Origin of the sequence: Plantactinospora sp. CA-294935, from assembly GCF_050936445.1 — a bacterium.
Taxonomy (GTDB): Bacteria; Actinomycetota; Actinomycetes; order Mycobacteriales; family Micromonosporaceae; genus Plantactinospora.
Genome location: NZ_JBNJMU010000001.1, coordinates 1,614,000 through 1,638,785, shown reverse-complemented (window position 1 = coordinate 1,638,785; position 24,786 = coordinate 1,614,000). Strand labels below are relative to the sequence as shown.

At 70.2% G+C, this 24,786-nt stretch carries 23 protein-coding genes, 1 tRNA gene and 1 other RNA gene; 17 read left to right on the top strand and 8 right to left on the bottom strand.

The window, feature by feature from the left end; all coding sequences use genetic code 11:
• Nucleotides 1–33 precede the first annotated feature (33 nt).
• The gene (locus tag ACQEVC_RS07415) at nucleotides 34–546 is read right to left on the bottom strand and encodes a hypothetical protein (protein ID WP_432891134.1); all 513 of its coding nucleotides are present in this window, start codon (nucleotides 544–546) and stop codon (nucleotides 34–36) included.
• Between the two features lie 168 nt (nucleotides 547–714).
• Here ACQEVC_RS07415 and ACQEVC_RS07410 point away from each other — a divergent pair, with 168 nt between their 5' ends.
• The gene (locus tag ACQEVC_RS07410; RefSeq protein ID WP_432874409.1) at nucleotides 715–1,488 is read left to right on the top strand and encodes a hypothetical protein; all 774 of its coding nucleotides are present in this window, start codon (nucleotides 715–717) and stop codon (nucleotides 1,486–1,488) included.
• 82 nt (nucleotides 1,489–1,570) lie between these two features.
• On the opposite strand, the gene ACQEVC_RS07405 is transcribed toward ACQEVC_RS07410, so the two are convergent.
• On the bottom strand, nucleotides 1,571–3,337 hold the full coding sequence (locus ACQEVC_RS07405; protein ID WP_432874407.1) for a sensor histidine kinase: 1,767 nt from the start codon (nucleotides 3,335–3,337) through the stop codon (nucleotides 1,571–1,573).
• 155 nt (nucleotides 3,338–3,492) lie between these two features.
• Here ACQEVC_RS07405 and ACQEVC_RS07400 point away from each other — a divergent pair, with 155 nt between their 5' ends.
• Both ACQEVC_RS07400 and ACQEVC_RS07395 read left to right on the top strand, forming a co-directional pair.
• Entirely contained in the window at nucleotides 3,493–5,847 is a 2,355-nt protein-coding gene (locus ACQEVC_RS07400) for an HAD-IC family P-type ATPase (RefSeq protein WP_432874406.1), read from the top strand.
• 154 nt (nucleotides 5,848–6,001) lie between these two features.
• A complete protein-coding gene (locus tag ACQEVC_RS07395; protein ID WP_432874405.1) occupies nucleotides 6,002–6,886 on the top strand; it encodes a hypothetical protein in 885 nt (294 codons plus the stop codon).
• Between the two features lie 98 nt (nucleotides 6,887–6,984).
• On the opposite strand, the gene ACQEVC_RS07390 is transcribed toward ACQEVC_RS07395, so the two are convergent.
• Nucleotides 6,985–7,605 carry a dihydrofolate reductase family protein gene (locus tag ACQEVC_RS07390; RefSeq protein WP_432874404.1) on the bottom strand — a complete coding sequence of 207 codons (621 nt, stop codon included), beginning with the start codon at nucleotides 7,603–7,605 and terminating at the stop codon, nucleotides 6,985–6,987.
• Nucleotides 7,606–7,732: 127 nt separating this feature from the next.
• Here ACQEVC_RS07390 and ACQEVC_RS07385 point away from each other — a divergent pair, with 127 nt between their 5' ends.
• Nucleotides 7,733–8,677 carry a LysR family transcriptional regulator gene (locus ACQEVC_RS07385; RefSeq protein ID WP_432874403.1) on the top strand — a complete coding sequence of 315 codons (945 nt, stop codon included), beginning with the start codon at nucleotides 7,733–7,735 and terminating at the stop codon, nucleotides 8,675–8,677.
• Nucleotides 8,678–8,795: 118 nt separating this feature from the next.
• Here ACQEVC_RS07385 and ACQEVC_RS07380 read toward each other — a convergent pair whose 3' ends face one another.
• Nucleotides 8,796–9,170, bottom strand: coding sequence for a peptidase inhibitor family I36 protein (locus tag ACQEVC_RS07380; RefSeq protein WP_318396909.1), 375 nt, complete (start codon nucleotides 9,168–9,170; stop codon nucleotides 8,796–8,798).
• Nucleotides 9,171–9,253: 83 nt separating this feature from the next.
• Here ACQEVC_RS07380 and ACQEVC_RS07375 point away from each other — a divergent pair, with 83 nt between their 5' ends.
• Nucleotides 9,254–10,006: a dihydrofolate reductase family protein gene (locus ACQEVC_RS07375; RefSeq protein ID WP_432874402.1), complete on the top strand. Its 753-nt coding sequence runs from the start codon at nucleotides 9,254–9,256 to the stop codon at nucleotides 10,004–10,006.
• Between the two features lie 86 nt (nucleotides 10,007–10,092).
• Here the strand turns inward: ACQEVC_RS07375 and ACQEVC_RS07370 are convergent, their stop codons facing one another.
• Both ACQEVC_RS07370 and ACQEVC_RS07365 read right to left on the bottom strand, forming a co-directional pair.
• The gene (locus ACQEVC_RS07370) at nucleotides 10,093–10,395 is read right to left on the bottom strand and encodes a MerR family transcriptional regulator (RefSeq protein ID WP_432874401.1); all 303 of its coding nucleotides are present in this window, start codon (nucleotides 10,393–10,395) and stop codon (nucleotides 10,093–10,095) included.
• A 707-nt stretch (nucleotides 10,396–11,102) separates the two neighbouring features.
• Entirely contained in the window at nucleotides 11,103–11,432 is a 330-nt protein-coding gene (locus ACQEVC_RS07365) for a hypothetical protein (RefSeq protein ID WP_432874400.1), read from the bottom strand.
• 63 nt (nucleotides 11,433–11,495) lie between these two features.
• Between ACQEVC_RS07365 and ACQEVC_RS07360 the strand changes: the two genes are divergently transcribed.
• Nucleotides 11,496–12,107 carry a hypothetical protein gene (locus ACQEVC_RS07360; protein WP_432874399.1) on the top strand — a complete coding sequence of 204 codons (612 nt, stop codon included), beginning with the start codon at nucleotides 11,496–11,498 and terminating at the stop codon, nucleotides 12,105–12,107.
• A gap of 17 nt (nucleotides 12,108–12,124) precedes the next feature.
• Here the strand turns inward: ACQEVC_RS07360 and ACQEVC_RS07355 are convergent, their stop codons facing one another.
• Nucleotides 12,125–13,027, bottom strand: a complete 903-nt coding sequence (locus ACQEVC_RS07355) for a phosphotransferase enzyme family protein (protein WP_432874398.1) — start codon at nucleotides 13,025–13,027, stop codon at nucleotides 12,125–12,127.
• A gap of 214 nt (nucleotides 13,028–13,241) precedes the next feature.
• On the opposite strand from ACQEVC_RS07355, the gene cutA reads away from it, so the two are divergent.
• On the top strand, nucleotides 13,242–13,589 hold the full coding sequence (gene cutA / locus ACQEVC_RS07350; RefSeq protein ID WP_432874397.1) for a divalent-cation tolerance protein CutA: 348 nt from the start codon (nucleotides 13,242–13,244) through the stop codon (nucleotides 13,587–13,589).
• A 117-nt stretch (nucleotides 13,590–13,706) separates the two neighbouring features.
• Here cutA and ACQEVC_RS07345 read toward each other — a convergent pair.
• A tRNA-Ser gene (locus ACQEVC_RS07345) sits at nucleotides 13,707–13,791 on the bottom strand.
• Nucleotides 13,792–13,876: 85 nt separating this feature from the next.
• Here ACQEVC_RS07345 and ffs point away from each other — a divergent pair.
• The 10 genes from ffs (at nucleotide 13,877) to ACQEVC_RS07295 (ending at nucleotide 24,753) form a co-directional block, all read left to right on the top strand.
• An RNA gene (ffs, locus tag ACQEVC_RS07340) (signal recognition particle sRNA small type) lies at nucleotides 13,877–13,966 on the top strand.
• 237 nt (nucleotides 13,967–14,203) lie between these two features.
• A complete protein-coding gene (locus tag ACQEVC_RS07335; protein ID WP_432874396.1) occupies nucleotides 14,204–16,738 on the top strand; it encodes a DNA polymerase III subunit gamma and tau in 2,535 nt (844 codons plus the stop codon).
• Nucleotides 16,739–17,034: 296 nt separating this feature from the next.
• A complete protein-coding gene (locus ACQEVC_RS07330; RefSeq protein WP_432891131.1) occupies nucleotides 17,035–17,178 on the top strand; it encodes an RDD family protein in 144 nt (47 codons plus the stop codon).
• 116 nt (nucleotides 17,179–17,294) lie between these two features.
• The gene (locus ACQEVC_RS07325; RefSeq protein WP_239312288.1) at nucleotides 17,295–17,603 is read left to right on the top strand and encodes a YbaB/EbfC family nucleoid-associated protein; all 309 of its coding nucleotides are present in this window, start codon (nucleotides 17,295–17,297) and stop codon (nucleotides 17,601–17,603) included.
• Between the two features lie 11 nt (nucleotides 17,604–17,614).
• Complete coding sequence (recR, locus tag ACQEVC_RS07320) at nucleotides 17,615–18,208, top strand: recombination mediator RecR (RefSeq protein WP_101369083.1); 594 nt, start codon at nucleotides 17,615–17,617, stop codon at nucleotides 18,206–18,208.
• A gap of 420 nt (nucleotides 18,209–18,628) precedes the next feature.
• Nucleotides 18,629–20,296, top strand: a complete 1,668-nt coding sequence (locus ACQEVC_RS07315; RefSeq protein WP_432874395.1) for an ABC transporter substrate-binding protein — start codon at nucleotides 18,629–18,631, stop codon at nucleotides 20,294–20,296.
• Between the two features lie 114 nt (nucleotides 20,297–20,410).
• Nucleotides 20,411–21,415: an ABC transporter permease gene (locus ACQEVC_RS07310; RefSeq protein ID WP_432874394.1), complete on the top strand. Its 1,005-nt coding sequence runs from the start codon at nucleotides 20,411–20,413 to the stop codon at nucleotides 21,413–21,415.
• Between the two features lie 114 nt (nucleotides 21,416–21,529).
• Complete coding sequence (locus tag ACQEVC_RS07305) at nucleotides 21,530–22,501, top strand: ABC transporter permease (protein ID WP_432891128.1); 972 nt, start codon at nucleotides 21,530–21,532, stop codon at nucleotides 22,499–22,501.
• Between the two features lie 6 nt (nucleotides 22,502–22,507).
• Nucleotides 22,508–23,635: an ABC transporter ATP-binding protein gene (locus ACQEVC_RS07300; protein ID WP_432874393.1), complete on the top strand. Its 1,128-nt coding sequence runs from the start codon at nucleotides 22,508–22,510 to the stop codon at nucleotides 23,633–23,635.
• Nucleotides 23,632–24,753 carry an ABC transporter ATP-binding protein gene (locus tag ACQEVC_RS07295; RefSeq protein ID WP_432874392.1) on the top strand — a complete coding sequence of 374 codons (1,122 nt, stop codon included), beginning with the start codon at nucleotides 23,632–23,634 and terminating at the stop codon, nucleotides 24,751–24,753. The genes ACQEVC_RS07300 and ACQEVC_RS07295 overlap by 4 nt, the downstream gene beginning before the upstream one ends.
• Nucleotides 24,754–24,786 lie beyond the last annotated feature (33 nt).

Sequence of the window (24,786 nt, the reverse complement as noted above, 5' to 3'; positions counted from 1 at the left end):
GACACCCTGCCGGCGCCCGTGACGGCGGGCGGGTCAGCAGGTGCCGAAACCCTCGTCGAAGAGGCGCTTCGCGTAGTCGGTGTAGCCGGCGACGGTCTTCCGGACCGTGCGTCCGTCGTGCAGGAAGAGGTAGGCCCGGTCGCCCTGCATGGCCAGCAGGCCGTCGTAGCGGTAGCTGCCCGGCGGCGCGGTCAACCGGGTGGCGGCCGGATAAGCCTCCTCGACCTGGTCGACCGGGGTGCCGGCGGTGACACCTTCCGGGGTACGCACCGGTGGGCTGGCCCAGAGCAGCACCAGCCGGTCGTCGGCGAAGACCGGGCTGACCGCGGCCGGGCCGGTCAGGCTCGGGCCGCAGGCGAGGGCGGGTTCGGTGTGGAGTTCACCGCGCCGGAGCAACTCCTGCTCGGTGTCGCCGAACTCGATGTCGCGTACGCCCTTGAGATGGAGGACGTCCGGCCCGTAGGCGGGCGTTGTCGCCGGCTCGTCCGAGACCGTCCGGTACGCATGGCAGAGCGCCACCGCACCCGCAACGAGTACTGCCACCAGACGTACGACTTTTCGTGCCTCCATGTACCCCTCCGGTGGCAGAGCGTAGTTTATCCCTGATTCGTCCAGTTCGCCGGGGTGGTGGATGCGGATCCACAGCCTGTGGATAGCACATGTGTACGAGTAAAATCGGTTACCCCTGGTGGAACACGCCGGCACAATCCGGCCATGGCGATCACCGCCGAGCCGCTGCACGCGCGGCCTCGACCTACCGAGGAACTGGCCTGGCTCGGCGACGGCTGGCCGGAGTTCGTCTTCCACGACGGGGAGACCGCCCGACACCTCGGCCGGATCCGCGAACTCTTCGCCGGCCTGGAACTCGTGCTCCTCGACCACGCCGAGGAGCGTGCCGGGAAGCGCGCCGAGGAGCGTGCCGGGAATGGTGCCGAGATCGTGGCCGCCGGCTGGGCGGTGCCGTTGCGCTGGACCGGTGCCGTCGACGACCTGCCGAGCGGCTACACCGACTCGCTGGCCCGGGCGCTCGACGCGTACGACGCCGGTGACCCGCCGGACACGCTGGCGATCCTCGCCGCACAGGTCCGCCCCGACCGGCAGGGGCGGGGACTGGCCGGGAAACTGCTGCGGGCACTCCGCGACCTCGCCGCTGCCCAACACCGGGTGATCTGCCCGGTCCGGCCGACCCGCAAGGCGCGCTATCCGCTCACCCCGATCGACAGGTACGCCGACTGGACCCGGCCGGACGGCACGCCCTTCGACCCGTGGCTGCGTACCCACGTCAGGCTGGGTGGGCGGATCATCGCGACGGCGCCCCGGTCTCAGGTGATCACGGGCACCGCCGCCGAGTGGCAGCGCTGGACCGGACTGGAGCTTCCCGACTCCGGCGAGTACGTCATCCCGGACGGCCTGAGCACGCTGCATGTCGACCTGGACGCCGACCGGGGAAGCTACGTCGAACCCAACATCTGGGTCCAGCACCGCTGACCCGGAGGCCGCGTCCTGGACACACCGCCGCTCCCGGTCGGTCACGCCGCCCGGCCCGGTCGATCGGCGGTGGATCAGGGGCTTACGAGGCCGGGAGCAGGTCCTTCGACACCAGTTTGCCGTGCGCGGCGCAGAGCCGGTAGACGTCCAGCCGGGGCTGGAGCACGTCGCCGTGCGAGCGGTAGTACCGGCAGTCGGCACCGGCCGGCACCGGCAGTGGATCCGGATCCGGCGGTTCCAGCATCTCCCGGCGGGGCAGCAGGGGGAGCGCGGTGGCCCAGTCCTGCCCGACCCGCAGTTCCGCGTACCGTTCCGGGCTGAGCACCGAGTTGCCGGTCGCGTAGAGGTAGTAGCCGAGGGCGGCACCACCGAGTGTTCCGGCGAACGTGGCCAGCACCATCGTCGCCGCGACCAGGCCCCGTCGGGCCTCCCGGTGCACCCGCCGACGCCGGTCGGCGGCCGACCCGGCCAGCGGGACCGCACCGGACGAGACCGGATCCCCCTGCGCTGCCCTACCCGGGCGGCCGGCCCGGCCGGGCAGTCGGGCGACGACCTCGAAGCCGCCGTCCCGCGCGCCGGTGTGCAGGGTGCCGCCGGCCAGCCGTACCCGCTCGCGGAGCCCCACCAGGCCGCGTCCGCCCCGGGCCGGGACCGGCGCGGACCGCGGTGCACCGGCTGGCCGGGCATTCGTGACGCTGACCAGGACCATCCCGGTGTCGTCGACACCGAGCCGGACGCTCACCGCCGCGCCGGTCGCGTGCTTGTTGGCGTTGGTCAGCGACTCCTGCACCACCCGGTAGACAGCCCTCCCCACCAGCGGCGGAAGCGGTTCCGCCGGACGCCCGTCGTGCAGCTCGACCGGCATCCCGGCTGCCCGCGCCCGGCGCACGAGGTCGGCGACATCCCCGGCGTCGGCCTGCGGCGCCGAACCGGCGGCCGGAGCCCGTCCCCCCGCCGGAGCCCGTCCCCCCGCCAGAGCCCGTCCCCCCGCCAGAGCCCGTCCCCCCGCCGGGACCGGTCCCGCCGCCGGATGCGGTCCCGCTGCCGGTGCGGCGTCATCCGCCGGGTCGGGGTCACCCGCCGTTGGTGCGGCATCACCCGCCGGGTCGGGGTCGTCACGGAGGACGTCGATGATGTCCCGCAACTGCCCGGTGGCGGCGGCCGCGCCGGCCCGGAGCTGACCGGCCACCGCCCGGGTCCGCTCGTCCAGGTCGGCCGAGACTTCCAGGGCGCCGGCCCGGAGCGCAAGCAGGCTCAGCTCGTGGCCGAGCGAGTCGTGCATGTCCTCGGCGATCCGGGCCCGCTCACGGAGGCGTACCTCCCGGGCCAGCATCCGTTGTTCGCGTTCGAGTTGCTCGGCCTGCTCCCAGCCGGCGGCAACCAGCGCGCGCTGCTGCCGCCGGTAGCGGCCGACCAGCCAGGGAAAGAGTCCGGCGTAGACCAGTGCGCCGGCCATCGTCGCCCAGGCCACGAAGCCGGACCAGCTCAACACCAGCGGGGTGCCCAGCGCCGTGAGGGCGGAGTAGCTCGCCACCGCCGGCCAGGTGCTGGCCATCCGCCGGCCGAGCAGATAGCTGACCAGCGGCAGGCCGAGGGAGTAGTTTCCGTCCAGCGCGCAGAGCAGCACCACGGCGAAGAGCGGGACCAGTGGCAGGCGGCGCCCCGCCGCCACCGCGCCGGCCCAGACCGCCAGGCCGCCGAGCAGCAGCCCGAACGGGTACGACCGGTGCCCGTTCCAGGACCAGGCCACCACGGCGGCCAGCGATGCCCAGAGCAGCAGGTCCAGGAGGGGAGCCAGGTAGCGCCGCCGCCCGCCCCCGAACCGGTCTGCCTGCGCTACGGGTCGCACCGTTTCGACGGTACGCAGCGAAGCGGCTCCCGACGATCCGGGACGCCGCCCCGCCGACCCGGAAAAGCCGGCGTCGCCGACCCTGAGAAAGGTCAGGGTCGGCGGCTGACCATCGGGTGCAGCCGAGCGGCGGCCCGGGTTCGTAGCTTCGAGCCATGCTGACAACCGAGACCGGGCTGAGTACTGCCCAGGTCGCCGAGCGGATCGCGGCGGGGCAGGTCAACGACGTACCGGTGCGGTCCGGGCGGAGCGTCGGGGAGATCGTCAAGGCGAACCTCTGCACCCGGATCAACGCGATCATGGGTGTGCTGTTCGGAGTGATCCTCGCGGTGGGCCCGATCCAGGACGCCCTCTTCGGCGGCGTGATCATCGCCAACACCCTGATCGGAGTGGTCCAGGAACTGCGCGCCAAGCGCACCCTGGACCGGCTGGCGATCGTCGGCGCGGCCCGGCCGGTGGTACGCCGGGACGGCCAGGCCGTCGAGGTGACCTCCGCCGACCTGGTACTCGACGACCTGATCGAGCTGGGACCCGGCGACCAGATCGCGGTCGACGGGGTGGTGGTCGAGGCGGAGCAACTGGAGGTCGACGAGTCGCTGCTGACCGGCGAGGCCGACCCGGTGCTGAAGCAGGCCGGCGACCCGCTGCTCTCCGGCAGCTTCGTCACGGCGGGTACCGGCGCGATGCGGGCCACCAAGGTCGGCCGGGCGGCGTACGCGGCCCGGCTCGCCGAGGAGGCCAGCCGGTTCACCCTGGTCAACTCGGAGCTGCGCGGCGGCCTCAACACCATCCTCCGGTTCGTCACCTGGCTCATCATCCCGACCGGGCTGGCCCTGATCGTCAGCCAGTACCTGGTCAACTCCGACGACCTGCCGGAGGCGGTCCGGCGGATGGTCGCCGGGCTGGTCCCGATGGTGCCGGAGGGGCTGGTCCTGCTCACCTCGGTGGCGTTCGCGGTCGGGGTGATCCGGCTCGGCCGGCGGCGCTGCCTGGTGCAGGAGTTGCCGGCGATCGAGGGGCTGGCCCGGGTCAGCGTGGTCTGCCTGGACAAGACCGGCACGCTCACCGACGCCGCGATGGCGGTGGCGGAGGTACGCCAGCTCGACCCGGCCGCCCCGCTGCCGGAGGTGCTGGGTCTGCTCGGCGCGGCCGACGAGCGGCCGAACGCCAGCCTGCGGGCGATCGTCGAGGCATACCCGGCGCCGCAGGGCTGGCGGATCGGGGAGCGGGTCCCGTTCTCGTCCGCCCGCAAGTGGAGCGGAGCCACCCTCACCAGCCCGGACGGGATCAGCGCGCAGTGGCGGCTCGGCGCCCCGGACGTACTCCTGCCGGCCGGGCATCCGGCGCTGGCCGAGGCGGACGCGTACGGTGCCCGGGGCCTGCGGGTGCTGCTGCTGGCCCGGGTCACCGCCGACGGGCCGGTGCCCGACCCGGTGCACCCGGTCGCGCTGGTGGTGCTCGCCCAGCGGCTCCGCCCGGAGGCGCCCGACACGCTGCGCTACTTCGCCGAGCAGGGCGTGGCGGTGAAGGTCCTCTCCGGCGACAACGCGCTCTCGGTGGGTGCGGTGGCCCGCAGCCTCGGACTGCCGGGCGCCGAGCACCCGGTCGACGCCCGGGAACTGCCCACCGATCCGGCGGCACTCGCCGAGGTGGTGCAGCGGCACACCGTGTTCGGCCGGGTCGGGCCGCAGCAGAAGCGGGACATGGTGGCGGCGCTCCAGGGTGCCGGGCACACGGTGGCGATGACCGGGGACGGGGTCAACGACGTACTCGCGCTCAAGGACGCGGACATCGGGGTGGCGATGGGCTCGGGCAGTCCGGCCAGCCGGGCGGTGGCCCAGATCGTGCTGCTGGACAACAACTTCGGCGCGCTGCCGGCGGTGGTCGCCGAGGGGCGGCGGGTGATCGGCAACATCGAACGGGTCGCGAACCTCTTCCTGACCAAGACGGTCTACTCGGTGCTGCTGGCCGTGATCGTGGTGCTGAGCCAGGTGCCGTACCCGTTCCTGCCCCGGCACCTGACCATCATCTCGTCGCTGACCATCGGCATTCCGGCGTTCTTCCTGGCACTGGCGCCCAACCACGAGCGGGCCCGACCGGGTTTCGTGGGCCGGGTGCTGCGGTTCGCCGTACCGTCCGGGCTGGTAGCGATGGCGGCGACGATCACGTCGTACCTGGTCGCCCGGAGTGTCTACGACGGCGACCTGGCCGCGGAGACCTCGGCCGCGACGCTGACCCTGTTCCTGGTCGGGCTCTGGGCGGTGGCGATCATCGCCCGGCCGTACACCTGGTGGCGGATCCTGCTGGTGCTGGCCCTCGGGTGTGCGTTCGCGACCATCCTGGTGGTGCCGTTCCTCCAGGAGTTCTTCCAGTTGAGCCTGGTCGGCACGACCGCGCCGGGCATAGCGGCGGGGCTCGCGGTCGCCGCCGGGCTGCTGCTGGAACTGATCCGCCGCTTTCCGGTGCCGGCCTCTCCGGTGGCTACTCGCGAGCGCGGCACGAATTGGTGAGTCGGGTGTGGACCCTTGTCTTCTAACGTCGTTCTCGACCGGGAGAACCCAGGTCGGAGGCGGATCGGCCCCGAAAGAAAGCGAGTTCGGGGAACTGTCGGGGAAATGACAGTCCGGGCGCCGATAGAGAACGAGGAATGAGGAGAGCTGCCCGATGTACGTACGACGGAATGGTGCTGGGCGTACCCGACGGATCGCCACCACGGCGGGCCTGGCATCCGCCGCGTTGCTGGTGACCCAGTTGGCGCTGGTCCCGCCGGCCAGCGCGGTCCCCGGCCTGGTGTTGAAGGTAACGGGCGGCCCGAGCAACAGCGACTGGAAGACGACGAACGCGCAGTGCCCGGTCGGCACGACGGTGCTCGGTGGTGGCGGGCGGATCGTGAGCAACAACGGTGCCGCCAACAGTCAGGTGACGATGGACACCATGCTGCCGCTCGTCGGCGGGGAGGCGTACTCGGTGACCGGTCGGGAGGACGGCAACGGGTACGGCGGCGACTGGTCGATCACCACCTCGGCGCTCTGCGCGCCGGCTCCGGCTGGCCTGGAGACCCGCACCCAACTCTCGGACAGCGACTCCAACGAGGGCAAGACGATGGACGTCGAGTGTCCGCCCGGCAAGAAGGTCCTCGGCCTCGGTGCGGAGATGTCCGGCGGGATGGGCCGGGTGGTCATCGACGACCTGCGGCCGAGCGCCGACCTGACCAAGGTCACGGTGGCCGGCATGGAGGACGGCGGCACCGACTACCTCAAGGAGTGGATGATGGTCGGCAAGGCGATCTGCGCGACCCCGCCGGCCGGCCTGGTCCGGGTGACCGGCTTCGGGGTGCTGGATTCGCAGACCCCGAAGACCGCGGCCGTGCGGTGCCCGGACGGCAAGCGGGTGCACGGCGTCGGCGGTGAGATCGACAACGGCCAGGGCCGGGTACGGATGACCGCGATGTGGGCCTCCTCGTCCACCACGGTCACGGTGACCGGCGCCGAAGAGGAGGGCGGCTACGGCAACTCGTGGGCCGTCAAGGCGTACGCGATCTGCGCCTGACCGTCACACACACCGACGGATCCCCGTCCGCCCGGAAGGGTGTACGGGGATCCGTCCGTTGTGTTCGGTGCCGGTCGGCAGGCTGTCGTTCGTGCCCCTCAGGACAGCACGCGGTAGGTGACGTGCGTGACCAGGCTCGCGGCCCGCGACGTCACCTGCTCCATTTTCAGCGGCGGGACGCCGTCGAACAGCCGCGTGCCGGCGCCGAGCGTGAGCGGCACGATGTGCAGCCGCAGCTCGTCGATCAGGCCGGCGGCGAGGTACTGGTTGATGGTGGTCGCGCCGCCCATGATCGCGACATCGCCGTCGCCGGCCGCTTCGCGCGCCTGTGTCAGTGCCGACTCGATTCCGTCGGTGACGAAGTGGAACGTGGTGCCGCCGTCCATCGGCTGCGGCTCGCGCGGGTGGTGGGTGAGCACGAACACCGGGGCGTGGTACGGCGGGTTGTCACCCCACCAGCCGTTCCACTGCCGATCCCACTCGCCACGTACCGGGCCGAACATGTTGCGCCCCATGATGAATGCCTTGGCGGCGAGCATCCGGTCGATCTCGGCCCGGTTCTCGTCGGGGGTGTCGGTGAACCAGGCGTGCAGCTTGTCGCCCCAGCCGTCGCCGCCGTCGTCGCCGAACGGGCGTTCCTCGGTCTGGTTGAGCCCGGCCGAGTACCCGTCGGCCGAGACCGTGATACCGGAGATCACCTTGCCGTTATGTGCGGTCATTTCCCTGTCCTCCTCGTGGCGCTGCCGTCGCCCCCGCGGTCCGCTTCGTGTCGAGCATCAGCATGAAACAGACGATGCATGACGTCCAATGCCAATCCTGTGCTCAATACATTGATATCTTCGATCTATGCTCAACCTCGTCCACCTCAAGGTCCTGGCCGCGGTGGCCCGGCACGAGTCGGTGACCGAAGCGGCAAGAGAGCTGCACTACTCCCAGCCGTCGGTGAGCCACCACCTGTCCCGTCTGGAAGTTGCCACCGGGGTCAGGCTCGTCCAGCGGGTCGGTCGTGGGATCCGGCTGACGCCGGAAGGGCGGCTGCTGGCCAACCGGGCCGCCGAGATCGTGGGACGGGTCGACGCGGCGAGCAACGAACTCGCCGCACAGGTCGGCCTACAGGCAGGACGCGTCCGGCTGGCCGCCAACGCATCCGCGCTGAGCACAATCGTGCCCAGGGCGGCCGCCACGTTGCGCCAGGCGCACCCGGGACTCGAACTGAGCCTGATCGACCGTCACCCGGTCGAAGCGCTACAGATGCTGCGACACGGCGAGATCGACGTCGCCCTCGTCTTCCGACAGGCCGACGCTCCGGTCGAGGACGACGGATTCCGCCTCCTCCACATCGGCGACGATCCGATCTACCTCGTCAGCCAGCGGCCTGACGACAGCCTCGCGAACCATCGCCACTCCGCCTGGATCGGCGGCTGCGACCGGTGCCAGGACGAGCTGATCACCGTGTGCCGGCGAGAAGGCTTCACCCCCCGCATCGCCGCACACAGCGACGACATGGTCGTCGTGCAAGCCCTCGTCGCCGCCGGCGCAGGCGTCGCCACCCTGCCCGGCCTCGCCCTCCAAGCCCACCGCCGACCCGACGTCCACACCACCGAACTCGCCAACTTCCACCGCCAGATCCACGCCGCCACCTACGGCGAACCACCCGACCCGCCCGCCGTCACCGCCGTACTGACCGCACTCACCGAAGCAACGACGCCGACGACATCGCCCACGACCGCCGCCACCACCAGCTCGCCGTCGACCGCAACGCCGTCGACCAGATCTCGCCGTACGACCTGACGGGACCAGATCTCGCCGTACGACCTGACGGGACCGGAGGTGACCGGCGAGCCGCGTGACAGAACGACCCGCAGGTCCTGACAATTCGTTCCGAGCCCCGGTCGGCCCGGTCCGCTGGTCAGCCCACCCTGATCGAACTCATCCGGGTGGCCGCGAAGGCGCTGACGTTGAAGCCGGTCGTGATGTGGCCGGGCGAGCTGAGCATGACCTGACCGGTGTAGCTGTAGCCCTCGTAGCCGAGCGCGGTCTTGCCGGAGCGGTTGCGGCCGGACCAGACGTTGTTGTCCATGCCCTGGAGGCCGAGGTTCGTCGAGCCGAGCCGGAAGTAGGCCATCGTGCCCGTACCGTTGGAGCCGGTGAACAGGCACATGTAGCCGGACGGGCACCGATCGAACCCGACGGCGGCCTGCGCGGGCGCGGCCACGACCAGCGCACCCACCATGCTCAGGCCGGCGATCGCGGTAACGAGCATTGCCCTGATGCCTCTGTACACGTTCCCACCTCTACTACCTGGATATCTCTGGCGGCGAAGGCTGCGCTTCGCCGTCTTCGCCACCTTCGTCTGCCGATGATCGGGTGACGGTATCGGCGTCCTGCTTCATTCCAGCTTCAACCGCCGATGTGATCCCGGGGCGCGGAGGCGGGGGAAAAGATTCTGGAGAGGATGTCCTGGAGGCGGGCATGCCGGACGACGTGTTCACAGGAGACCCGAACGAAGGGAACAGTGAGATGGGCAAGGTCATCACCGGTGGCACGATGTCACTCGACGGCTACATCGCCGGCCCCAACGAGAGCGGCTTCGACCTGCTATTTCAGTGGTACGGCAACGGCGACGTCGAAATCCCGACCGCGAGCCCGAACGTGCCGCCGTTGCGGCTGTCGGCCGCGAGCGCGAAGCTGCTCAAGGACGAGTGGGGCAACACCGGCGCCCTGGTCGTCGGCCGGCACCTCTACGACATGACCAACGCGTGGGGCGGCCGACACCCCATGGACGTCACGACGGTCGTGCTCACCCACCGCCCGCCACAGGACCGTCCGGTCGCGGACGAGAACTTCGTGTTCGTCACCGAGGGCATCGAGGCCGCCGTCGCGAAGGCACAGGAGATCGCCGGCGAGAAGACCGTCGTCGTCAACGGGGGGCAGATGGCTCGGCAGTGCCTTGAAGCCGGCCTGCTCGACGAGATCGGCATCGAACTCGTACCGGTGGTGCTCGGCGGCGGCACGCCGCTCTTCGCCGACCTGGGTGCCACGCCCGCGCAGTTCGACGGCCCGATCACGCTCGTCGAGGGCACGGGCGTCACCCACATCCGGTACCGGGTCAAGAAGTGACCCAGGAACGACAGACGGTCCCTGCCTGACGGGAGGGACCGTACGTTCCTCGTGTCGCCCCGGGCACACCGCCCGGGCGGGTGCGGTCAGCCCTGCTGGTAGCGCTCGTTGTGCCGCAGGGCCTCGGCGAGCTGGTCTTCGAGGATGATGATGCGGCAGGCCGACGCCAGGTCGGTGCCCTGGTCGCACATCTCCCGCGCCCGTGCGGCCAGCCGTAGTTGGTAGCGGGAGTAGCGGCGGTGCCCGCCGCCGGAGCGGTACGGGTCGATCAGTTTCGCGTCGCCGAGCCGGCGCAGGAAATCCGGCGAGCAGCCCACAATTTCCGCTGCGCGGCCCATCGTGTATGCCGGGTAGTCCTCGTCGTCGAGCATGTCGTCGGGTTGGGCCATGAAACCTCCATCACGAGGGCCCCGGCGCTAGAAGCGCCGGGGCCCAAGGGTTTACGGGTCAGAAACACCATCTACCGGCAGAATTGCCGGCTTGTCGTATCCGCACCACCCGTGCGAGACGGGAACGGGTGCGAGGATCGCATAAGCGTGACCGGAGACCACCTCTCGTTCGATGGAAACTGCGGTGTCCGCGCCCAGCCCAGGCGTGCGGCCGGCGGCGGGCGATCCAACGGTGTACGGGCCCTCCCTTTCCTCTGACTTCCTCTGTCTTACTCCGTGCTGTCCGCCGGTGTCGGAGCCCCACGCGACTTCCTGGCCCCGTACACGTGCGACGGACGTCTCCTGCCTCAGGTGGAGCCCTGAATCCCACATCGGCCCCACCTGCTGTCACACCCGATCGTGCATCACGTCCGGGCACTGCCTACCAACTTCTCGTGCGTCCTGCTCAACTGCGGTGGATCTTTACTGCGGTGGATCTTCACTACCTGGCGAGCGGAGCCGGAACGATCCTCGGCCCTGCCCCTTCGCCCTCGGCTGGGGCGGCGGTGACGTCAACGTCTTTTCTTCACCCTTGACTTGAGGAAGATTAGCCGAGGACGGCGAGGATGTCTAGTACTTCGCGCATAGTTTTCCTCGCAGCACGTGGACAGGTCTCCGCCTGCTCAGAGATCGTCAGGGCAGCTCGGCCCGCCGCCGCTGCGTCCTGGTCAGGGTGGGAAGGAGCAGGCCGGCGGCCACCCGCCCGCCGCCGCCGTAAGTGCATCGACCCGCACCATGACCTGTAGGCACGGTGGGTGCGGGTCGACATGCGCCCAGGTGCAGGCCGGATGCTCGTGTCCGACCAGCCAGACCCAGAGACCCGCCTCGTCCTCGCGGACGGCGTTGCGGTGCATCCGGGACAGGGTCATCTCCAGGTACGTCCCGAGCCGTGCCGTGGCGCAGTGCGACCACTCGCCGGGGGCGAACCGGAGCAGGGTGCCGACCGGCAGGTCCGGGATCTCGGCCGTGGGGGTGACGGTCGGGCGCGGCTCGGTCATCGCCACTCCCGGTACCGGCGCCAGCGGGTGCTTGAACGGTTGTGGCAAGCCGATCTTGATGGGGTGCGAACTCTCGTCACCGCTCCCACCGACGATCGTGTCTGGTCTGATTCCTCGCTTAGTTGGCTCGTTAGGCCGGGCGCGGAGGTAATCGAGGAGCGGTCGGGAGGATCACGTATCGGCGCATCCGACGTCGCAGCGGTTCGCGCCACCTGTGATCTCTTCGCTGCCGGTGGGGATGCGCGGGGCGCCCAACAGGCACTTGGCCAGGCCGTTAGGTTGTTCGAGAAGAGGTTGCCCGAGGACGATCCGCAGTGGATCCGATACTTCGACGACTCCGAGTTGGCGTCCGAGTTGAGTCACACCTTCGGAGACCTCCGGTGCGGTAACGATGTCATTGCCAGCGCCAGGCAATACCTCGCCTCGGGCGGGGGATCGGTCCGGACAACCTTCTTCGTGATCATGAAGCTTGCCGGTGGCCATCTCGACCTCGGCGAGGTCGAGGAGGCCTGCCGTACCGTCCGGCAGGCCCTTGACCTGGGTTCGCAGCTCAGGTCGGCGCGATGCGCAGAGTACGTCCGGGAGTTCCGTTCCCGGGCGACCGAGTTCGTGGGGAATGCCGCCTACCGTGATCTCGCGGAGGGCGCCGTCGGACATCGACTGTGGGGTTACTGAGCAGGAGCCGATGCCTGCTAGAACGGCTGCCAGTCCCGGCGCCCCGTCCCCGTCCGCAGGGTGGCGAGCCGCTTGGTCAGTTCGTTCATCGCCTTCGGATCGTGGAACGCGTTCTGGGCGAGCCACGCCACCATGATCAGCTCGCGCAGGTTCGCAAGCGTCCGGTAACAGTCTGCCTGGAGCAGGTCGTAACCGTACGCCTCGGCGAACTTCTGGTATTCCTCCCGGCTGTGCCAGCCGTACCGCTCGTAGTACATCGCCGTGAGCACGAGATCCCACTCGCGTGGCCCGTAGCCGAACCCGTCCAGATCCGCCAAGACCGCTTGTCTGTCCCGACCCCGGAGCAGGTTCCCGACGTTGGCGTCGCCATGGACGACTCCGCTCGGAAGTTCGAACGTCAGGGCCTGGTAGGCCGAACCAAGTTCTGTGCAACGAGCGCGGAGGAAGAATCGATCATCCTCGGTAAGACCGGTGAGCCTGGCGATGCGCCGCCGCGCGCTGATGACAGGATCTAGAGGGGGCATCGACAGTTCTGCGGGGAGCGTGAGGCTGTGCAGTCGGCGAAGAATTTCACCCAACTGGGCAGTCGTCCCGTACGTCTGGGTGTCGGCTGCTGATTCCCAGAGGACGACCACCCGGCCCTGCGCCAGGATCGGCTGTGGTACCTGGAGGGCGCGGATGACCGGGATGCCTTCTGTGTCGAGCCAGCGGGAGATGGCAATCTCGCGTTTGGTGTCGGGTAAGCGTGCTTCCGAGCGTGCCACGCGCGCGACGATGGGATCCCGGCGTAGGCGGAAGACCGCGTTCTCTCCGATGCGGACCAGTTCGGCGCCGGCAGGGTCAAGGCCGACCGAGAGGCAGGCTTCAACCAGAGCCGCACGACCGTTGCGATGATCCAGAGGGGCAAGAGTGGCGTTCACGGTCCCCGTCTTCCGTTAGCTCTCGGTCGCCACGGCGTGTGGAGGCGTCTCCCATGACATCTTCTCCGACAGGTCGCCCTCGTGTCTTGCCGGACGGCACGTCAGCGCAGCGGCCGAGACGCCAACTCGATGACCTGGATCGGAGGCAGGTCAATCGGTGAATGTCGATGGCGACTTCCCGGATGGCTGCGGGTATGCGGGCTACGCTCTGCTTGTGACCGACTTCATCGAGGTGGCCACAGCGACCGAGACCCGCGAAGCGGCGGTGGCTCTCGCCGAGCACCTAGTGGGGACGAGGCTGGCCGGCAGCGCGCAGATCACCGGCCCAGTTACCAGCGTCTTCTGGCACCTCGGCCAGCAGGGGACGGGAGAGGAGTGGCGTCTCGTGCTCCTCACCACCGCCGACCGCTATCCGGAGTTGGAGGCGACGCTGTTGGCGCGGCATCCCTGGGACAATCCGCAGGTGACGGCTACCTCGATCGTGGTGGGGGCAGCGTCGTACCTGCGCTGGCTCTCCGAGTCCATCGCCGACCGGCCGGCAGGTCCCACGCCGTCGGTCTAGCCCCGGCGGAGGTACATCTCGGTCGCGCTGAAAGCTTCGGCCTACCATCGATCGGGCAGACGCCTGAGGCCGATCCCAAACAGGGATCGGCCTCGACGTTTCTGCTGCTCAGGTGAGCGGAGGATACGAGATTCGAACTCGTGAGGGTGTGAACCCAACACGCTTTCCAAGCGTGCGCCCTAGGCCTCTAGGCGAATCCTCCGTCCGACAGGATACAGGCTCCTCGCCGTACGCCCACCCCGCCGGTCCCCCCGAAGTCCCGGAGTCCGGCCGGGTACACTTGGCGGCACCCCCCGTGTGGCGTCACCTCGTGAACCTCCCCAGGGCCGGAAGGCAGCAAGGATAAGCGAGCTCTGGCGGGTGCACGGGGGGCCTTGTCTTCCCCCGGAGCGTCCCCGAGCAGGCCCTGACCAGGCCCGAGGACGCCAACCCGACCCCACCGGCCCGGCCGTACCCGGTCGACACGCCACCCGCCCCCATGATCGACCCGGGCCCACCGGCCGCCGACCGGACCCGCATGATCGACGTGGAAATCGTCGGGCGCGCGTGACAACCTGGCACTCGGCAGCGCGGCGCCGGGTGGAGAATGGCCCGGTCGAGAGGAGGCGGGACGAGTGGCACTGGCGCTCTACCGCAAGTACCGGCCCCGCACGTTCGCCGAGGTGATCGGCCAGGACCACGTCACAGAACCGCTGTCCCAGGCGTTGCGTACCGGTCGGTTGAACCACGCCTACCTCTTCTCCGGCCCGCGTGGCTGCGGCAAGACCTCCAGTGCCCGGATCCTGGCCCGCTCGCTCAACTGCGAGCAGGGGCCGACGCCGGAGCCCTGCGGGGTCTGCGACTCCTGCAAGAGCCTGGCGACCGACGGGGCCGGCTCGATCGACGTGATCGAGATCGACGCGGCCAGCCACGGTGGCGTGGACGACGCCCGCGAACTGCGCGAACGCGCCTTTTTCGCGCCAGCCAGCAGCCGGTTCAAGATCTATGTGATCGACGAGGCGCACATGGTCTCGACCCAGGGCTTCAACGCCCTGCTCAAGCTGGTCGAGGAGCCGCCGGAGTACGTCAAGTTCATCTTCGCCACCACCGAGCCGGAGAAGGTCCTCGGCACGATCAAGTCCCGGACGCACCATTATCCGTTCCGGCTGATCCCGCCGGGCGTGCTCCGCCCCTACCTGGAGCAGCTCGCCTCGGCCGAGGGCGTCAAGATCGAGCCGGCGGTCTTCCCGCTCGTGGTCCGGGCCGGTGGCGGCAGCGCCCGGGACTCGCTCTCGGTGCTCGACCAGCTCATCGCGGGTGCCGGTCCGGAGGGGGTCAGCTATTCCCGCGCGGTTGCCCTGCTCGGGGTGACCGACGCCGCCCTGATCGACGAGATGTGCGACGCGCTGGCCGCCGGGGACGGCGCCGCCGCGTACGCCACCATCGACCGGGTCGCCGAGGCTGGGCACGATCCCCGCCGATTCGCCTCCGACCTGCTCGAACGGCTCCGTGACCTCATTGTCATGCGCCAGGTGCCGGACGCGGTCGCCAAGGGCCTGATCGACGGTCCGGCCGACCAGATCGAGCGGATGGCCGCCCAGGCCGAACGGCTCGGCCCGGCCACACTGTCCCGCTGCGCCGACATCGTGCACAACGGCCTGGTCGAGATGCGCGGCACCACCGCCCCCCGGCTGCTGCTCGAACTGATCTGCGCCCGGATGCTGCTCCCCGGCGCCGAGGACTCCACCGGCAGCCTGCTGCAACGCCTCGAACGCATGGAGCGCCGGCTCACCCTCTCCGGCGACGCGGTTCCGCCGGCCGCCCCCATCCGCCCGCCCGCCGCCGCCGTCGACCCGGGCACGCCCTCCGCAACCACTCCCGCACCGCCGGCCGCCGCCAGCACCGCACCGGTCGCGCCCCCTCGGGAGGTACCCGAAAGCACCGCACCCGGGCCGAGTCAGGCGCCCGCCGGACCGGCCGGGCAGCACCCGACCGCGCCGGAGCCACCGGCCCGGCGTCCGGTGCCCCCGGAGGCGGTGATGCCCGACCCGGCCACCCCGGATCCGGTGCCGGCCGGTACCGAGCCGACGGGCGAGCTGGACGCCGCCGCCGTACGCCGGGTCTGGGGCGAGGTCGTCGGCATGGTCAACCGCACCAACAAGCGGATCGCCGCCCTGATGCGTGACGCGGTCGTACGCGACCTCGACGGCGACACCCTGGTGCTGACCGTCAAGTCCCCGGTACTCGCCCAGATGCTCGCCAACGCCTCCGGCGTGCTCACCGACGCCCTCTACGAGGAGCTGGGCGGGCGTTGGCAGATCCGTTGCGAGGTGGCCGGCGAGCAGCGCGGACCGGCGCCGACCGCACCACCCCGCCAGTCGACCGGCAGCGGCCCAGCCACGAACAGCGCTCCGGCCAGGGGCGGCGGTAACGGCTCGGCTCCGTCCGGCCGGGGCGCGACCGGTGGACGGGAGCGGTCGGCCGGCACGTCCGGCTCGGGTAGCGCGGGCGGCTCGCCGGCCAGCGCCGATGACGACGACTGGCCGGAACCGGCCCGACCCGGCGGCGTCGCCCCGAGCGGAGCGGCCGAAGACGACTGGCCGGAGCCGACCCCGCCCGGCGGTACCGGTCCCACCCGCACGACCGGCACGACAACCGGCGTCTCTACCTCCCCGGGTGGTGGCACCGGCACGCCGACCAGCACCGGCAGCCCGACGGGTGGCGCCGGCAGCCGTACCAACGGCACCGCCGCACCGAGCGGCACCGGTGCTGCGGCCGGCGGTAACGGCGTATCCGCCGGTCACGGCGCCGGCAGCGACGGAGTCGGCAAGCCGAACGGTGGGCGTACCAGTGCTGGTGCGGGCGGTGGCGCGGTCAGTTCCGGGCTCGCGGCGGCCCGGGCGGCGGCGGCCGGCCGTGCACCGAAACCCGCCCCGGCGCCGGAGCGGACCGCGGACCGGGACTGGGCCGGCGAGCCGCCCTACGACCCCGAGTACGACGGCCCGCGCCCCTCTGCGGGGATCGGCTACGAGGGCTTCGACCCCGGCGACGAACCCCTCGACGAGGTGATCGACGAGCGGACCGCCCGGCAGACCAGTGAGCAGCAGGCGGTGCAGTTGTTGCAGCAGACCCTCGGCGCGGAACGGATCGGCGAGGTCGACCTCAAGTAGGCGTCGACCTCAAGTAACTCCAGCCCGAACGATGCCACCGACGGCGACGAGTCGCCCGGGCGGCTTGCCGGCGTCGTCCTCGGATCGTCTTCACCGGCCGGACGACCCCGGCCTGACCGGCTGGTCAATCGGCTACCGGGACTCGACCGTCCGCTCTCGGCGTCCGCCGGAAAACGGGAGAACGGGACGATCGACGATCTTCTAGCATCGGTCGCCCATCCCCGTTTTCTGTGATTTTCCTGTGAGTGTGGTGTGCGCGAGTTCTCGGTACCTGAGCGGCTCGGGCCGGGCAGCCGATCGGCGCAGGCAAGGCGTTCCTCCGCGATCTGGCGCACTTCGTCGACGGCATCATCTGCTACATCGGCTACCTCTTCCCGCTCTGGGACGCCAAGAGGCAGACCATCGCCGACAAGATCATGAAGACCGTGGTCGTGGGCTGAGTCGACCCGCCGGCCGGTCGCGGGCCGTCGAGCCGCCCGGGATCGGCCGGACTAGGCTGGACGCGACCAGTTTCCGCAACCGAGGAGTCGCCGTGCGCCCGGGTGGACAGCCCAACCTGCAACAGATGATGAAGCAGGCGCAGAAGATGCAGCAGCAGCTCGCCGCCGCGCAGGCGGAGCTGGCCGAGGCGGAGCTGACCGGTACGGCCGGGGGCGGGCTGGTCACCGTGACCATCTCCGGTGCCGGCGAGGTCAAGGCCATCAAGATCGACCCGAAGGCGGTCGACCCGGAGGACGTGGAGACCCTGGAGGATCTCGTACTCGCGGCCGTGCACAACGCCCACGACGAGGTGCGCAAGCTGACCGAGGAGAAGATGGGCCCGGTCACCGGCGGCATGGGCGGCCTCGGCCTGCCCGGTTTCTGAGCAACCCCGCGATGTACGAGGGTGCCATCCAGGATCTGATCGACGAGTTGGGGCGCCTGCCGGGGGTCGGTCCGAAGAGCGCCCAGCGGATCGCCTTCCACGTGCTCTCGGCCGATCCGGCCGACGTCACCCGGCTGGCCACCGCGCTGCGCCGGGTCAAGGAGCTGGTGCGGTTCTGCACCGTCTGCTACAACGTCGCCGAGTCCGAGCAGTGCCGGGTCTGCCGCGATCCACGCCGTACCGAAGAGGTGCTCTGCGTGGTCGAGGAGCCCAAGGACGTGGTGGCGATCGAGCGGACCGGCGAATTCCGGGGCCGCTATCACGTGCTCGGCGGCGCGATCAACCCGCTGGAGGGCATCGGCCCGGACAACCTGCGGATCCGGGAGCTGCTGGTCCGGCTCGGCACGGGCTCGGTCCGCGAGCTGATTCTGGCCACCGACCCGAATACCGAGGGCGAGGCGACCGCCACCTATCTGGCGCTGATGGTCAAGCCGATGGGCATCTCGGTGACCCGGCTCGCCAGCGGTCTTCCGGTTGGCGGCGACCTGGAGTACGCCGACGAGATCACCCTGGGCCGCGCCTTCGAAGGCCGCCGCGCCGTCTGACCCTGCCGTCTGGATCCTGGCGTCCGGCGCCTCATCCTGGCGTCCGGCGCCTCTTCGGGTCGGCCCTCGCCACCGGTCGATACGGGCCGGGTGAATACGGGCCCGGCCGCCCTTGTTCAGCCTCCCGAACAGCGCGGTTCAACCACCGTTCAGACCCGTCACCGGCCCCGCTGTCCGTCTGACATCGGTCGTGATCCACCCGACAGGCGATGTAACAAATTCGCATAGTCAGATCCGGACAAACGCCCCGATTGGCGACCATGCGCGACGCTCTGTCGCTGGTGCCATGACGGTAAAGACACGATCCGGTACCAACCCATTCGCGGCCCGTTTCCGCCCGGTCCGCCCGACGGCTAATGTCTCGCCATCGGTGGCCCCCGTCACCGCGTTTGTCGTATCCACAGGACGAGGTGAAGCACCATGCGTGCACCAAGACCGAAGGTCGCCATCGCGGCCGTAGCGGTCGCGGCCCTCGCGGTAGCCGGCTGTGCCGAGAGCGACCGCGGCGATTCGGGCGCAAGCCAGAACGACACCCTGGTCTTCGGCGTGGCCGGCGACCCCAAGGTGCTCGACCCCAGCCTCGCCAGTGACGGCGAGTCGCTGCGGGTGGCCCGTCAGGTCTTCGAGACGCTGGTCCGCCCCGAGGAGGGCGGCACCAAGATCACACCCGGCCTGGCCGAGAGCTGGACTCCGGACGCGACCGGCACCGTCTGGACCTTCAAGCTCCGCTCGGGCGTGAAGTTCCACGACGGCACGGACTTCAACGCCGAGGCGGTCTGCGTCAACTTCAACCGCTGGTACAACGCCAAGGGTCTGATGCAGAGCCCGGACGTCACGCCGTACTGGCAGGACGTGATGGGTGGCTTCGCCGCCAACGAGCGGACCGACCTGCCGGCGAGCCTCTTCAAGTCCTGCACGCCGAAGGACGCGACCACCGTCGACCTCGCCTTCACCCGCGTCTCCAGCAAGGTTCCGGCCGCGCTGATGCTGCCCTCGTTCTCCATCCACAGCCCGAAGGCGCTGGAGCAGTACCAGGCCAGCACCATCGGCGGTAGCGCCGACAACATCCAGTACCCGTCGTACGCGATGGAGCACCCGACCGGTACCGGGCCGTTCAAGTTCAAGTCCTGGGACATCGCCAACAAGACGCTGACCCTGGAGCGGAACGAGGAATACAGCGGCGAGCAGAAGGCCAAGCTGAAGACCCTCATCTTCAAGACCATCTCGGACGAGAACGCCCGGAAGCAGGCGCTGCGCTCCGGCGACATCCAGGGCTACGACCTGGTCGGTCCGGCGGACGTCGAGCCGTTGAAGAACGAGGGCTTCAACATGCTGACCCGCCCGGCGTTCAACATCCTCTACCTGGCGATGAACCAGAACGGCGGCAACCCGAAGCTCAAGGACATCCGGGTCCGGCAGGCGATCGCGCACGCCCTGAACCGGCAGGCGCTGGTCGACTCGAAGCTGCCCCCGGGCGCCAAGGTCGCCACCCAGTTCATGCCGGACACTGTGGAGGGCTGGAACCCGCAGGTCACCACGTACGACTACAACGTGGAGAAGGCCAAGCAGCTCCTCGCCGAGGCCGGCGCCAGCAACCTGACGCTGCGGTTCCACTACCCGACCGAGGTCACCCGGCCGTACATGCCGAACCCGAAGGACCTCTTCGAGCTGCTCTCGGCGGACCTCCAGGCGGTCGGCATCAAGATCCAGCCGATCCCGCTGAAGTGGACCCCGGACTACCTCAACGCGACCAGCACGGGCACCGCGCACGACCTGCACTTCCTGGGCTGGACCGGTGACTACGGCGACGGCTACAACTTCATCGGCACCATGTTCGACCGGCAGAAGCCGGAGTGGGGCTTCAACAACCCGGCGCTCTTCGAACTGTTCAAGAAGGCCGACACCACCGCGGACTCCACCGCCCGGTACGAGCTCTACAAGGAGCTCAACGCCGAGGTCATGAAGTTCCTGCCGGGTGTGCCGATCTCGCACTCGCCGCCGGCGATCGTGTTCGGTAAGGACGTGACCGGCGTCAAGGCGAGCCCGCTCACCGACGAGCGGTTCGCCACCGCCGAGTTCAAGTCCTGACATAGAGAAAAGGGACCGCGGGCGGGCGCGCCCTGATCCCGGCCGGTAGACCCCGGCCGGAGGTCAGTCTAGCGCCCGCCCGCGCGACCCTCCGCACCCCGCCAGAGGCCGCCCGTGTTCCGGTTCATCGTCAGACGCCTGTTGCAGCTGATACCCGCGCTCTTCGGGCTCTCCATCCTGTTGTTCATCTGGTTGCACCGGCTGCCCGGCGGCCCGGAGACCGCGATCCTCGGCGAGCGCGGCACCCCGGAGATGCGCGCCGCGATCCGGGACAACCTCGGGCTGGACGAGCCGATCCTGGTGCAGTACGGCCGGTTCATGCAGCGCATGTTCCGGCTCGACCTGGGCACCTCGATCTCCACCAAGCGCGAGGTGACCACCGAGTTCCTGCAACGCTTCCCGGGTACCGTCGAACTGGCCGCGACCGCGATGATCATTGCGATCGCGGTCGGCATCCCGCTCGGCTACCTCGCCGCCCGCCGTCGCGGCCGGCTCCTCGACCACGCCTCGGTGGCCGGATCGCTGATCGGGGTCTGCATCCCGGTCTTCTTCCTGGCGTACGTGCTCAAGGCGATCTTCGCCGAGAACCTGCATCTCTTCCCGGCCAGCGGCCGGCAGGATCCGACCATCGACGCGACCCGGATCACCAACTTCTTCGTCCTCGACGGACTGCTCACCCGCGAGTGGGACGCGGCCATCGACGCGCTCTGGCACCTCGTCCTGCCCGGCCTCGCCCTGGCCAGCATCCCGCTGGCGATCATCGTCCGGATCACCCGGGCGAGCGTGCTGGAGGTGCTCGGCGAGGACTTCGTCCGGACCGCCGAGGCCAAGGGCCTGACCGAGCGGGTCGTACGCCGGCGGCACGTACTGCGCAACGCCATGCTGCCGGTGGCCACCACGATCGGCCTGCTCACCGGCGGTCTGCTCTCCGGCGCGGTGCTCACCGAGACCGTCTTCGCGTTCAGCGGCATCGGGGCGTTCATCGCCGATTCGATCAGCCAGCGGGACTATCCGGTGCTGATGGGCTTCATCATGATCATTGCAGTGCTCTTCGTACTGGTGAACCTGCTGGTTGACCTCTCGTACAGCCTGATCGACCCGAGGGTGCGTGTCCGGTGAGCGCGAGGAGTGAGCTTGCGAGCCCCGCAGTCGCGAACGAAGGGTGGCTCCGGTGAGCGCGAGGAGTGAGCTTGCGAGCCCCGCAGTCGCGAACGAAGGGTGGCGCAGGTGACGATCACCGAACGGGCCAGGAAGAAGGCCGAGAAGCTCGACCGGCTCGGCGAACTCTCCGCGGCCCGCGACGAGGAGCGCGGCGTCAGCCTCTGGCAGGAGGCGTTCCGCCGGCTCCGGCGCAACCCGGCGGCCATCGTCGGCGCCGTCGTGCTCGGCATCTTCGTGCTGGTCGCGATCGTCGGGCCGTTCTTCGTGCCGTACGGGCCGACCGACACCGTCGGGATCCGGGAGGGCCTGGTCAAGTCGGGCCAGGGCATCATCCCCGGCCCCTCCGGCGACCACTGGCTCGGCTTCGACCACCAGGGACGGGACGAGTTCAGCCGGCTGATCGTCGGAGCCCGGCAGACCCTGCTGGTCGGCGTGGTCTCCACGCTGATCGGTCTGGCGATCGGCGCACTGGTCGGCGGCGTCGCCGGTGCCGCCGCCGGGCTCGGCGGGCGCTGGGGGCGGTGGGTCGACACCACGCTGATGCGGATCGTCGACATGATGCTGGCGCTGCCCAGCCTGCTGCTGGCGGTCAGCATCGCGGCACTGCTCGGCGCCAGCCTGACCACCGTGATGATCGCGGTCGGCGTGGTGTCGGTGCCGGTCTTCGCCCGGCTGCTGCGCGGGGCGATGATCGCCCAGGCCAACAGTGACTACGTGCTCGCCGCGACCTCGCTCGGGGTACGCCGCTCGAAGATCGCGCTCGGCCATGTGCTGCCGAACTCGCTGGCCCCGGTCATCGTGCAGGCCACGCTGACCCTGGCCACCGCGATCATCGAGGCGGCCGCGCTCTCCTTCCTCGGCCTCGGCAACCCGGACACGGCGATACCGGAGTGGGGCGTGATGCTCGCCGACGCGCAGCCGTACCTGGGCATCCGGCCGGCGCTGGCGATCTATCCGGCGGTGGCGATCATCATCACCGCGCTGGGCTTCACCCTGCTCGGTGAGGCGATGCGCGAGGCCCTCGACCCGAAGCTGCGGAAGTGATCTGTCATGGCACTGCTTGATGTGGACGATCTCTCCGTCACGTTCCGACAGCGCGGGAAGCGTACGGTGCGGGCGGTCGACGGGGTCTCGTTCTCGGTGAACGCGGGCGAGGTCGTCGGCCTGGTCGGCGAGTCCGGCTGCGGCAAGAGCGTGACCTCGCTGGCGCTGATGGGACTGCTTCCCAAGCAGCCCGGGATCACGGTGGAGGGCCGGGCCGACTTCGACGGCACCGACCTGCTCCGGGTCGACCAGCGGGCGATGCGGGACATCCGGGGCCGGGACGTCGCGATGATCTTCCAGGACCCGCTCTCGTCGCTCAACCCGGTCATCCCGATCGGCCGGCAGGTGACCGAGGTGTTGGCCCGGCACCGTGGGCTGGGCGGCGACGCGGCCCGCAAGGAGGCAGCCGAACTGCTGGACCGGGTCGGCATCCCGGACCCGAACCGGCGGCTCAAGGAATATCCGCACCAGCTTTCCGGCGGGATGCGCCAGCGGGCGCTGATCGCGATCGCGGTGGCCTGCCGGCCCCGGCTGCTGATCGCCGACGAGCCCACCACGGCGCTCGACGTGACCATCCAGGCGCAGATCCTGGAGCTGCTCAAGGATCTGGTACGCGACTCCGGCACCGCCCTGGTGATGATCACCCACGACCTGGGTGTGGTCGCCGGGATGTGTGACACCGTCAACGTGCTGTACGCCGGCCGGGTGGTGGAGACCGCCCGCCGCAAGCCGCTCTTCGCCGAGCCGAGGCACCCGTACACGGTGGGGTTGCTCGCATCGATTCCCCGGCTCGACGCGGGCCGGGGCGAACGGCTCTCCCCGATCCGCGGCTCGGTCCGGGACGTACTGCCCTGGGCCGACGGCTGCGCCTTCGCGCCCCGCTGCGACCGGCAGATCGAGGCATGCCTCGGCCAGCCGCCGCAGCTCGCGCTGACCCACACCGACCGGACGTACCGGTGTGTCAACCCGGTGCCGCCGGCCGGTTCGGCGCCGCCCCCGCCCGCTTCGCCGACCCGGGCCGAGCCGGCGGCGGAGGGCGTGGTTCCGGCGCAGGCGACGGCGACCGAGGACGTACCGGTACCGGTGGCGGAGCAGGCCAAGCTGCCCGCCCCGCGCGAGGAGGAGTCGGCATGACCGACGTGAAGGCCACCGGGCAGTCCGCGAACCTGGTCGAGGTCCGGGATCTCAAGGTGCACTTCCCGATCACCCGGGGTGTGATCTTCGACCGGGTCGTCGGGCACGTCAAGGCGGTGGACGGGGTCGACCTGAGCATCCCGCGCGGCAAGACGTACGGGCTGGTCGGCGAGTCCGGCTGCGGCAAGTCGACGCTCGGCCGGGCGCTGCTCCAGTTGACCCGGCCGACCGGCGGGCAGGTGAACTTCGACGGCGTCGAGCTGACCGGGCTGCCGCCGAACCGGCTCCGCGCGATGCGCCGCCGGATGCAGATGATCTTCCAGGACCCCATGTCCAGTCTGGACCCCCGGCAGAACGTCGAGTCGATCCTGGTCGAGGGTTTGCAGGCACACGGGATCGGCGCCGACCGGGCCGCCCGGCGGGACATCATCACCCGGACGCTCGACGCGGTCGGGCTGCCGAAGTGGGCGCTGTCCCGCTATCCGCACGAGTTCTCCGGCGGGCAGCGGCAGCGCATCGGCATCGCCCGGGCCCTGGTGCTCGGTCCCGAGCTGATCGTCGCCGACGAGCCGGTCTCGGCGCTGGACGTGTCGATCCAGGCCCAGGTGGTGAACCTGCTCGACGAACTCCAGGACGAGCTGGGGCTGACCTATCTGGTGATCGCGCACGACCTGGCGGTGGTCCGACACATCTCCGACGTGGTCGGCGTGATGTATCTCGGCGCGCTGGTCGAGGAGGCGCCGAGCGACCGGCTCTACCGGGAGCCGCTGCACCCGTACACCCGGGCGCTGATGTCGGCGGTGCCGGTGCCGGACCCGGAGGTGGAGGACCGCCGGGAGCGGATCCTGCTCGCCGGTGACCTGCCCTCGCCGGCCAACCCGCCGGCCGGCTGCCGGTTCCACACCCGCTGCCCGTGGGCGCAGCCGACCCGGTGTGCCGACGAGCGGCCGGTGCTGCGGCAGATCGGCGAGAGCCGGGTGGCCTGCCACTGGGCGGAGCAGATCGCCGGTGGCGAGATCCGGCCGCACAAGGTGACCGCGCAGATCGTCCGGCCGGAGGACGAGGGCGAAGCGCCCGGCGTCGTCTCCGCGCCGAGCGAGCCGGGCTCGTTCGTCTGAGCCACGACCTCGGCCCGGGGGCAAACCCCGGGC